The 9,176-nt window shown below is 59.6% G+C and carries 9 protein-coding genes and 1 pseudogene; 4 read left to right on the top strand and 6 right to left on the bottom strand.

From position 1 onward, the window contains the following. Nucleotides 1–173: 173 nt before the first annotated feature. Nucleotides 174–1,268 carry a nucleotidyltransferase family protein gene (locus tag EUU22_RS01925; protein WP_129330429.1) on the bottom strand — a complete coding sequence of 365 codons (1,095 nt, stop codon included), beginning with the start codon at nt 1,266–1,268 and terminating at the stop codon, nt 174–176. A gap of 207 nt (nt 1,269–1,475) precedes the next feature. Beyond that, a complete protein-coding gene (locus EUU22_RS01920; protein ID WP_129330426.1) occupies nt 1,476–2,204 on the bottom strand; it encodes an NIPSNAP family protein in 729 nt (242 codons plus the stop codon). A gap of 97 nt (nt 2,205–2,301) precedes the next feature. Here EUU22_RS01920 and EUU22_RS01915 point away from each other — a divergent pair, with 97 nt between their 5' ends. Beyond that, nucleotides 2,302–2,916 carry a TetR/AcrR family transcriptional regulator gene (locus EUU22_RS01915; protein WP_129330425.1) on the top strand — a complete coding sequence of 205 codons (615 nt, stop codon included), beginning with the start codon at nt 2,302–2,304 and terminating at the stop codon, nt 2,914–2,916. Nucleotides 2,917–3,189: 273 nt separating this feature from the next. Here the strand turns inward: EUU22_RS01915 and EUU22_RS01910 are convergent, their stop codons facing one another. From EUU22_RS01910 to EUU22_RS01895, 4 genes and pseudogenes are all read right to left on the bottom strand, one after another. Further along, nucleotides 3,190–3,798, bottom strand: a complete 609-nt coding sequence (locus tag EUU22_RS01910) for an RES family NAD+ phosphorylase (RefSeq protein ID WP_129330424.1) — start codon at nt 3,796–3,798, stop codon at nt 3,190–3,192. After that, complete coding sequence (locus EUU22_RS01905) at nt 3,799–4,473, bottom strand: XRE family transcriptional regulator (protein ID WP_129330423.1); 675 nt, start codon at nt 4,471–4,473, stop codon at nt 3,799–3,801. 476 nt (nt 4,474–4,949) lie between these two features. Then, nucleotides 4,950–5,972: a MipA/OmpV family protein gene (locus EUU22_RS01900; RefSeq protein ID WP_245484881.1), complete on the bottom strand. Its 1,023-nt coding sequence runs from the start codon at nt 5,970–5,972 to the stop codon at nt 4,950–4,952. 130 nt (nt 5,973–6,102) lie between these two features. Further along, nucleotides 6,103–6,798, bottom strand: a pseudogene (locus EUU22_RS01895) (ABC transporter permease); the annotation flags it as partial. A 27-nt stretch (nt 6,799–6,825) separates the two neighbouring features. Here EUU22_RS01895 and tnpA point away from each other — a divergent pair. The 3 genes from tnpA to tnpC all read left to right on the top strand — a co-directional run. After that, nucleotides 6,826–7,296, top strand: a complete 471-nt coding sequence (tnpA, locus tag EUU22_RS01890) for an IS66-like element accessory protein TnpA (RefSeq protein ID WP_129330421.1) — start codon at nt 6,826–6,828, stop codon at nt 7,294–7,296. Continuing rightward, a complete protein-coding gene (gene tnpB / locus EUU22_RS01885) occupies nt 7,293–7,649 on the top strand; it encodes an IS66 family insertion sequence element accessory protein TnpB (RefSeq protein WP_129330420.1) in 357 nt (118 codons plus the stop codon). The genes tnpA and tnpB overlap by 4 nt, the downstream gene beginning before the upstream one ends. Nucleotides 7,650–7,697: 48 nt before the next feature. Continuing rightward, on the top strand, nt 7,698–9,176 hold a 1,479-nt coding region (tnpC, locus tag EUU22_RS01880; protein ID WP_129330427.1), incomplete at its 3' end, for an IS66 family transposase.

Raw genomic sequence — 9,176 nt, 5'->3', positions numbered from 1 at the left:
GGTAAAGCGATGGGCTCAGACCGTGGATCCGCGAACAAAGGAGGCTTTGTGATGCCATCAAAATGAACCATTGACAAAAAACCTGATGTGAGAGGAATCGAACTCTCGACACCACGTTTGCTTTCGCCACTTCGAATCAAATCAACTCTTTGGCTTTCGAAGCGGACGACAGCCTATTCTCCAAACGGAAGTTCAATTTCTTCGCGGTTTTTCTTTGCCCCCTCGATCAGGACTGTCTTAAACCGCTCGGCATCTTGTGCCGGCAGCATTCCCGCCCCGGTTCGTATACCTTCCTGCCACGCAGGTCCGCGCTCCCAAGCTTCGTTGTAGACTAGCGCCAGGTCGGCGGATCGCCTCGTCTGCTGCAGGGCTTTAAAGAGCAGCGCAGCTTGACGAATGTCCTTGTCTCGCTTCGCCGGCCCCTGCCCGTCAGTTTGTCGGCGGCTGGCGACGATGAGCTTGTGGACCGCATACCGGGACGGATCAGGGACGACGACTGGGACACCGCTTCGGTGGAGCAGCATCGTCCTGACTGGATCCCTGATGAGGAAGTCGAGAAAGCGCAGCGGATCCGCGCTGGCACCGCTGAGGGCGGGCATCTTCGCTGGCTGGTCGATGTAGTCGTCCGAACCACGGTTCGACGTCAGGAATTCAACCCGGTAGCCGTCGGCATTCTGGAACGCCGACGAGGCCGCGGATCCTGATCGATAGGGAACTGGCCGGAAGCTGGCGTCGACGCCCTGCAGCAGTTCAATGATCGGAGGCAGGCTGTCTTCAACCTCCCGGCTGATGGCATAGTCCTGGGCGATGTCCGCATCGCCGGTCAGGATCGCAGCCATGGGAAGGCGGACGCCCAGCAGTCCTGAATAGCACTGGAAGGCCACCGTGCCGATGAGAACACCCCGGAGTCGAAAGAGACCGCCGTCGGCGAGGGCCTCGACGATGTCACCCGACATGGCGTCAGGGGCGATCATCCCGCCTTCGCGGGTCAGGGTATTTACCAAGCGCCTGCGAGCGCGTAAATCGTCCTTGTCCCGCTTATGATCAGCGACGCGCTGCGATATATCCGGATCGTCGGCAGGACCGACGTAACGACGTTTCGTACCACCGTGTCCATCCGGGATGTCGAAGTACCAGTACTTGCGCCCCTTGATGTTTGCGGGGGTGAACCGACCCTCCGGAGGGAAATCGGCCGTCCAAGCGGCGTCGAGCGAGCGTTGACCTAGCTCGGCAAGCATCGTCTGGTACATGAGGTCAATAGACTTCATAAGCTCGATTCCATCGTTATACTGTTTTTCAAAAACAGTATAACCGGCGATAGGATAGCGGGCAAGGTGGGATGGTAGCTCGATCGCCTTGATGGGGATCGAACCATGGATTCGCAATCAGTGCTCGGCCCCTGCCGCCCTTCTGGACTCAATAGCTTCCTCCCAAGAATTCAAAGGAGCGAGTTCGTACAGATGGTCAGCGCAGTCTCACCATGCGCAGAGAGACCTGACGGTCGGAGTTAGGCGCGCGCTTTCGATTGTCCGCCAGCATTGCCTATCCATCCAGGGATAGACGTCCTTAGTCCAGATGGGGTCCTGCCGAAGGCGGTCACGGGAGGCGGCCGCTCTGTCCCGATCTTCGTGACATTCGAACCAGACGAATACCGTCTCTCCCTCGCGCACTGGCAGCCGCGAAAACCCATTCCTGCTTCGTTCGGTGACAAACAAGCCATCGATCCGCGCACCGGCCTCCTGCAGGGCAGGCAGGGCATGGTCGCGGAACCGGTTGGCGAAATCCTCCTCCGCCCCGGGCGCCAGCGAGCAAGTATTCACGACCACAAGGCCTGACGCGCCCGAACGCCTTGCTTCGCCTTCTCTGACCAGATTGTGCGGAAACGGAGAGATACCGGCCACAGGCTTCAGCAGTAGCACGTTATCGGAATTGAGCATCGTCGCATTGGCGGCCGGCCCGTGTTCCTTCCAGATTGGGCCTGAATAAAAGGTCGCCAACGCTTCGGTTCGTGCTTCCATGTCCTCAAAGGAGCGAACCCACACAAAGCAATCGGGATCGTCAAGATCACGGAACTCTCCTTCCACGCGCATGCCCAGCGCCTCCTGCGGCTCGACGAATTCCCTGTCAAACAGGCTGATCAGTGGTTCCCTCCTCTCGGGCAAAAGCCGATAGCGGCGAACCTCGAATATGGTGTGCGGGCACATGTTCTCTCCTTACAGGTCAATTGTCCTGTTTATATAACGGGATGATTGACCTGTTTTGTCAAGATGCTATTGTCGAGTAAGGATCACTTGAACGCCCATGACCGAAAACAAACGAACCAATGACCCCGAAGGTGTGCGTCGCCGGATTGTCGATGCCGCCTATGATGCCTTTGTCAGTCGGGGCTATCTCGCGACAGGCATGCTGGAGTTGCGCGAACGGGCCGCCGTGTCAGGCGGCGCGATGGCCCATCATTTCCCGGCAAAGCGCGACCTCGGCCTTGCGGTTATACGTGGCCGCGTGTCTGAAGCGGTGCAGCAGACATGGATCGCACCGCTTCATTCCAGCGCCGATGCGCCAACCGCCATCGATCACATCTTCGCCAACATCATCGAAGAACTGACGCGAAATGGCGCGGTCTCCGGCTGCCCGCTCAACAACATGGCAATGGAAGTCTCGCAACATGACGCGGAAATGCGCGAAGGCCTCGATGCGGTGTTCACAATGTGGCACGAAGCGCTGTCGGCCAAGTTCGAGACCGATGTGGAAAGACAACGCGTCACCGGGATCAATCCGACGGGGCTCGCAACGCTTGTGATCGCGGCCTATTCCGGGGCCATGGCGATGGCGAAGACCCACCAGGATGCCGGTCCGCTTGTCGACTGCCGCACGGAATTGGCGGCATTGCTTGCGGCCAAGTATGCATCGCGTTGACAAAGAGCGACTCCGATCTACCTGTCCGGAGCCCTGGTCTTTGCGCATCGCCGACCCTCAACCAACGGCGACGACGCGATGGAGTTCGTTTTCACCGTAACAGTCGCGACAGGAGGATCTTGAAAGGAGTCGAACCGCCGGCCCGTTATCGCGAAGCGGCGCGGCAATTGAATTTCCTCTCGAGGCAACAGCTTAGATCGGCGCGTCTCAAGATGCGCCGGCGGCTGAGATGAAGGGACCACTGCAGAGGTTCGCGCCTCTGTCGCTGGTTTCTCAAACCAGGCTGACCCGTAGGTCATGGATCACAGCGGCAAGGCCCGTCGCTCCTACTAAGGGCACTATCCGTACCGGAGCGAGTTTTGAGACGGCGCGTCCGAATACCGCGATGTTCGTGTGTCCGTTGAGCCGCGAAGGATAGATGATACCGTCCGGTAGGGACTTGTGCTCGTAAAACGCCAGCGACCACGCACGCGCCAAGCTTTGACGCGACGATTTCGCGACGTCTGTCGGAACTCCCATTCTGACAGCATGATCATCGCGCAGGTCGACAAGTCGAAGGTGTTCTGTCGTTTCGATCTCAGCGAACCGCCGTGCATGAATTTCGTTCTCCTCAATCGGGAGATCTCCGAGCAGACCGTCGCGGCGGTCGCGAAGCACGGCCTCCAGAAAGCACACTTTGAGCGTATCGCCCAAATAGAGCACACCGAACCGCCCTGCGGCGTCCCGCCGGCGTGGATCGCTGAACCGGCTCGGCGTCTTTCCAAAACCCAACGGGTCGGGAAAGGCGCTCGCATAGATCCGGCCGAAACGAGACCCTGGAGGAACGACTTCGAGATCGAGCGACGAATGTTCGAAACCGGCAGGCGGCTTGATACCGGTCACTTAGCGAAAGTCACCGCGGGAGATACTTTCGGCTGCGGCAATCGCATCGGCGTCCCGACCTCGCTTCAAGGCATCGAGTCCCGTGCGACCGTCAAGCGCCCCATGTGGCGAGACTAGAAAGCGGTAGACCGCCCAGGATCCTGCCAAGATTTCATGCAGTTTTGGTAGCGCGGCATAAGGGCGACCGTCGTCATCGAGTTGCCACACCGGGAAACGAAAACCACGTTTGGCACCGTCCAGGCCAAGCACTTGTCCGCTTTGACGCTTCGTGTTGACCGTGACCCGCGAAACGCCCAAGAGATCCGAAAACGCGTCTGCGCTCAGCATATCATCATCGCCCAGGATCTCCGCGACACGACGGCGACCGCGTTCCCGCGCAGCTGCCAAAGCAGCGGAGAGTTCTTCGTCCGGTTTGGAAGCCTCTTCCACCGGGAATGCATGTTCAGCTTCCGACGGGTCTTCCTCGACAATCGAAATCGTCTGCGCCCCCGCGAGTGGATTAACAACGACGCGGAAGCTAACTTGGTGACCAGCCTTCTGGCTGAGTTCGACAGCCTTGGTATACTGACTGAGGAGGGCTTTCTCGAAGTCCGCCTTCCGGGGTAATTTCATCGAGAATGCGATGCTAGGAGCTTCGCCTTTGAGTTCGCTTGCTGTTGTTTTCGTGACGGGCATGACAACCAACCTTTCGTGATCTAAAGATAGGCGACACGAGACAACTGGTCAAGTTTGTTAAGTTTGTAAAGCTGCATAAGGCTTTTCCATCCACGCAACGGTCTTTCGCGAGACGGCCTCGTGTTTCGGCATCGGTTGCACCCCGCCTTGAATGGGCTCGAACCGTCGACCAGCCAAATGAGAGAGAATATATAAAACAAAACATGTGCTTAGCGTCAAGCGACCAAACCAAAGGATTCTCACGGTGGCCGGAAATCTAACAGTTCACGCTGATTGCATCCTAACTGCATGCCAGCCAGGTGCCATTTGTGTTCGCCAGTATCAACCTGCCGCTCTCCACGGCTACCGAGAAAGGCTGCGTTCCGCTGTTCGCGCGAAGCGCAGCCCAATGGCATCAGATTCGTTTCGCAGGCGAGGATGTGTGGGATCAGAGGCTGCGTTGGGCCCGTCACGCACACTGCACTACGGATCTACTATCAGAAACGATATGCGATGCCCATCATGGCGAACGGCTGCACATCATCCTTGACGAGCGGACTGTCCTTTGCATCACCCAATAGGAAGCCAGCTCCGGCCGAGCCAGTGACAAGCCAGTTCTCGGTCACCATGTAGGTGATAGAGGCCTTGAGATCGACGCGCTTGACGCCCGCTTCGGCATCGTATTGAGCAAGACCCGACCTGGCTGACTGGCCCGCGGTGATGCCGAAATAAGACGCCATATGCTTATCGTCGGCCCAGGTGCCAGAGACATCGGCCGAGAAAATGAAGCGCTCGTATTTGTAGGATGCTTTGGCGCCAACCGTGCCGGTCAGGCCGTCGCTGCCGCCGATCGTCTTGTCGAGCTTTCCATACACTTCAAACGGACCCCGCTCGTAGCTGACGATACCGCCGACGACGCCACCGGCATCGATATCGCCCAGGCCACGCAGGTAGTCGGAATCGTCCTCCTTCCGGCCGAGTTCGTAGCCACCCTTGATTCCGACCCGGAAGCCGTTCGTCTCGTAGAGATCGACAGTGACTCCGGTAATATCGACGCTGACGCGCTCGCCAAACTCAGCCGAGAAGATCGGGAACGGATTGACGTCGAACTTGTCTGACCCCTCGTACTCCGGCATGTAGATCGCGCCTGCGCCCACGGTCACTTTCCAGTCCGCCAGTCTGTCGCGGAAATCGCCGTAGCGGGCGGTATCGAACTGCTGGGAGGGTACGATCGCGGCATCGGAGGTTTCGAGGTCGGCTGCAAGGGCTACCATAGGAGAAATGGCAAGCGCGGCTGTGAATGCCGTCAGGCGCAGGGCCCGTTGATCAAGTTTGTACTGTTGCGCCCGGGAAGCGCGCGCTTTGCAATGGGTCACTGCATAACTCCTGTTGTGGTTTTTGGAAAACACGGGATTTCCCCTGATCGGCTTGCGCAGGATCGGGAGACGTTTGGGGTTTGCCGCTGCGGACAGGAGACCTGCGGCCACAGCGCAATGATCGGACATTCTGGCGGTGTTCATCAGCGTTTCCCGGTTGCGTTGCCATGACCAGCCTCTCGGCGGGATGGAGGACACACTGTCGGGGAAGGATTGCCGCAACATTACACACGGTTTTGCAATCTCGCCGGAATGCGGCCGGACCGGAGGGCCGTTACTTGAGAAACGCCCGGAACCTTCTCAACGAAAATGCAAACAAAGCCGCACCGATCACCACCAGCATTACGATCTGCGGCCAGACGACATCGAGACCGGCCCCCCGAAACAGGACGGCCTGAGCAAGGATGATGAAGTGCGTGTTCGGGGCGGCGAACATGATCCATTGCACCAGTTCCGGCATACTTTCGAGCGGCGTCGAGCCGCCGGACAAAACCTGGAGCGGCAGCAGGACCAGCATGAGCAACAGCCCGAACTGCGGCATGGAACCCGCCGCGGTTGCAAGGAAGATGCCGAGAGATGTCGTGGCGAAGAGCTGGAGAATGGCGGCAAAGAGGAACAGGACCAGCGAGCCCTGAAGCGGTATGGCGAGCAGGCCTTGCGCAATGACCACCAGCGAGAACGACGAGGCGATCAGCACGACAAGGCCCATGGACCAGATCTTGCTGACCATGATTTCCAGCGGCGTGACCGGCATGACCAGCAGATGCTCGATCGTCCCGTGCTCGCGCTCGCGGATAAGCGCGGCGCCCGCAAGCACGATCGAGAGCATGGTGATGTGGTTGATGATGCCCGATACGGCGCTGAACCAGCCGGAATCGAGCTCCGGATTGAATCGGGCGCGAACGCTCAGGTCAATCGTGAGCGCGACGAACGGCCCACCTTTCCTTTTGTGATTGAGGCCGCGAGATAGGCTCCTTCATCGACAGGAGCGTAACGAATGGTTGGAGATCGCGCTGATGCCATGCTTGAGGTCATGGGTGAAGCCATGGATGAAGCCAGGCATGAGGGGAGGTATCGTCGGATCGAGGTGATTACCGGTCGGCGGCAGCGGCGGAATTGGACTGACGAGGAGAAGGCGCGGATCCTTGCGGAAAGCGCAGAGCCCGACGTGAATATCTCGGCGATTGCCCGGCGCTGGGGCGTCAATCGCGGTCTGCTGAACGTCTGGCGTCGCGAAGCCGGACTGACCTCTCAACGATCCGCGAAAGCCTGTGCGCAGCAGGCGATGTTCGTGCCGGTGACGGTGGTTGGCGATAGAACGTCTTCCGAGAGCGCGCCGTCGGATGTCGCCCACCATGCCGCGGGTCGTATTGAGATCGAGATTGCCGGCGCGCGCATGAGCGTGATCGGCTCGGTGGCGCCCGAGTTGGCGCAAGCGATGGTGGCGGCGTTGCGAGGACGCCGGTGATCGGAATTTCGCCGAATGGCGTGAAGATCATGGTGGCGACGCAGCCGGTCGACTTCCGGCGCGGCATGAATGGGCTTGTGGCCTTGGTGGCGTCCGCGCTTGCGACCGATCCCTATTGTGGCGACGTGTTCGTGTTCCGCGCCAAGCGTCTCGATCGGCTTCGCTGCATTTATTGGGACGGATCAGGCATGATCCTAGCGACGAAATGGTTGGAGGCGGGCAAGTTCGTTTGGCCGCCGATCCGCGATGGCGCGATGCAGATGAGTAGCCAGGAGTTCTCGCTTCTACTGGCCGGCATTGACTGGACGCGCGTCAAACGAAACGCGGTGAGTAGGCCCTCAAAAGCAGGCTGATCCTATTGGTTTTTCTTGCAGATTCAGGCTTGTGTGGTAGGGTCTGTCATGCCGCTTCGACCCACCCCTTTGCCTCAGGATGCTGCGCAATTAACCCGGATCATTCTCTCGCTCGACGAGGAGAATGCCGATCTCAAAGCGCGCGTTGCCTTCCTGGAGCAGCAGCTCTTTGGGGCGAAATCGGAGAAAATGACGACGATCGACCCGACGCAGGCGACGCTCGACCTTGGCGACCTCAGCGACATTCCCGAAGCTGCCAATGACGATGTTGCGCCCGTCACCGAAGGGACACCGCAGGTTCGACGATCGCCGTCCCGCAATATCGGCCGTTTGCCCAAGCACCTTCCCCGGTATGAAGAGGTTATCGAGCCGGAGAGCAAGATTTGCCCGTGCTGCTCGTTCGAGCTTCATTGCATCGTCGCGGATGTCAGCGAAGCGCTCGACATCGTGCCGGCGGTCGTCCGGGTCAAACGGACGATCCGGCCGCGCTACGGATGTCGGGCCTGCGAAAGCGTCATTGTGCAGGCGCCCGCGCCGGCGCGCGTAATGGACGGCGGCATGGTGACCACGGCCTTTGCCGCCCATATCGCCGTTTCGAAGTTTGCCTGGCATTTGCCACTGCATCGCCAGGCGCAGATGCTGACTTCCTGCGGTGTGATCATCGATCGCGGCACTCTCGGCGCCTGGGTTACGCGTGTCGCCTGGTGGCTCGAGCTTCTCTATGATGCACTCGCCGCCTTCATCCGCTCCCAGCCGAGAGTGTTCTGTGACGAGACGCCGCTTCCGCGGCTTGATCCGGGGCGCAAACGCACCAAGCTTTGCCAGCTTTGGGCGCAAGCCATCGACGATCGGCCCTGGAATGGTCCGGCGCCGCCGGCGGTTGCCTATGTTTTTGCTGAAAGCCGCAGCGCTCGCGAGGTCGAGGCGCAACTGTCGTCGTTTGCCGGCGTGCTTCAGGTCGACGGATACCAAGCCTACAAAACCATGGCCAGGCGCAGGGGGAAGAGCAATGTCGCCCCTATGCGGCTAGCGTTCTGCCTTGCCCATGCGCGGCGCAAGTTCGTCGATGTCGTCAAGCTGACCGGCTCCTCGGAGGCGCTGTCGATCCTGGCCAGGATCGCCGAGGTCTATCGCATCGAGGCGAAACTGCGCGGCGAAAGCGCCGATACCCGGCTCACGGTACGGCGCCGCGAGGCAGCGCCCGTCATGAAAGAACTGAAGACCAAGCTCACGGAGCTGAGCGACGAAGTGTCGGCGAAATCGGCGCTCGGCAAGGCTGTCACCTACACACTCAACCACTGGGGCGGGCTGGCAGCCTTTCTGGAGGATGGCCGCATCGAAGTGGACTCCAATGTGGTCGAGCGCTCAATGAAATCGGTGGCTCTGACGAGGAAGAACTCGTTGTTCGTGGGCAACGAACGCGGCGGCAAGTCCTTCGCTGTGCTGGCATCGCTCGTTAACACGGCAAAGCTTAACGGCGTGGATCCTGAAGTCTGGCTTGCCGATGTGCTGGAACGCATCATCTCC

Source organism: Ciceribacter ferrooxidans, from assembly GCF_004137355.1.
In the GTDB taxonomy this organism is placed as follows: domain Bacteria; phylum Pseudomonadota; class Alphaproteobacteria; order Rhizobiales; family Rhizobiaceae; genus Allorhizobium; species Allorhizobium ferrooxidans.
Note: the sequence above shows the minus strand (reverse complement) of the source record. Positions and strands in the feature narration are given on the sequence as shown.

Excerpts from the sequence above, each read along its gene's own strand:
- EUU22_RS01925 (WP_129330429.1), bottom strand. The coding sequence starts at position 1,268 with ATGAAGTCTATTGACCTCATGTACCAGACGATGCTTGCCGAGCTAGGT.
- EUU22_RS01915 (WP_129330425.1), top strand. The coding sequence starts at position 2,302 with ATGACCGAAAACAAACGAACCAATGACCCCGAAGGTGTGCGTCGCCGG.
- EUU22_RS01900 (WP_245484881.1), bottom strand. The coding sequence starts at position 5,972 with ATGAACACCGCCAGAATGTCCGATCATTGCGCTGTGGCCGCAGGTCTC.
- EUU22_RS01905 (WP_129330423.1), bottom strand. The coding sequence starts at position 4,473 with ATGCCCGTCACGAAAACAACAGCAAGCGAACTCAAAGGCGAAGCTCCT.
- EUU22_RS01920 (WP_129330426.1), bottom strand. The coding sequence starts at position 2,204 with ATGTGCCCGCACACCATATTCGAGGTTCGCCGCTATCGGCTTTTGCCC.
- tnpA (WP_129330421.1), top strand. The coding sequence starts at position 6,826 with ATGGTTGGAGATCGCGCTGATGCCATGCTTGAGGTCATGGGTGAAGCC.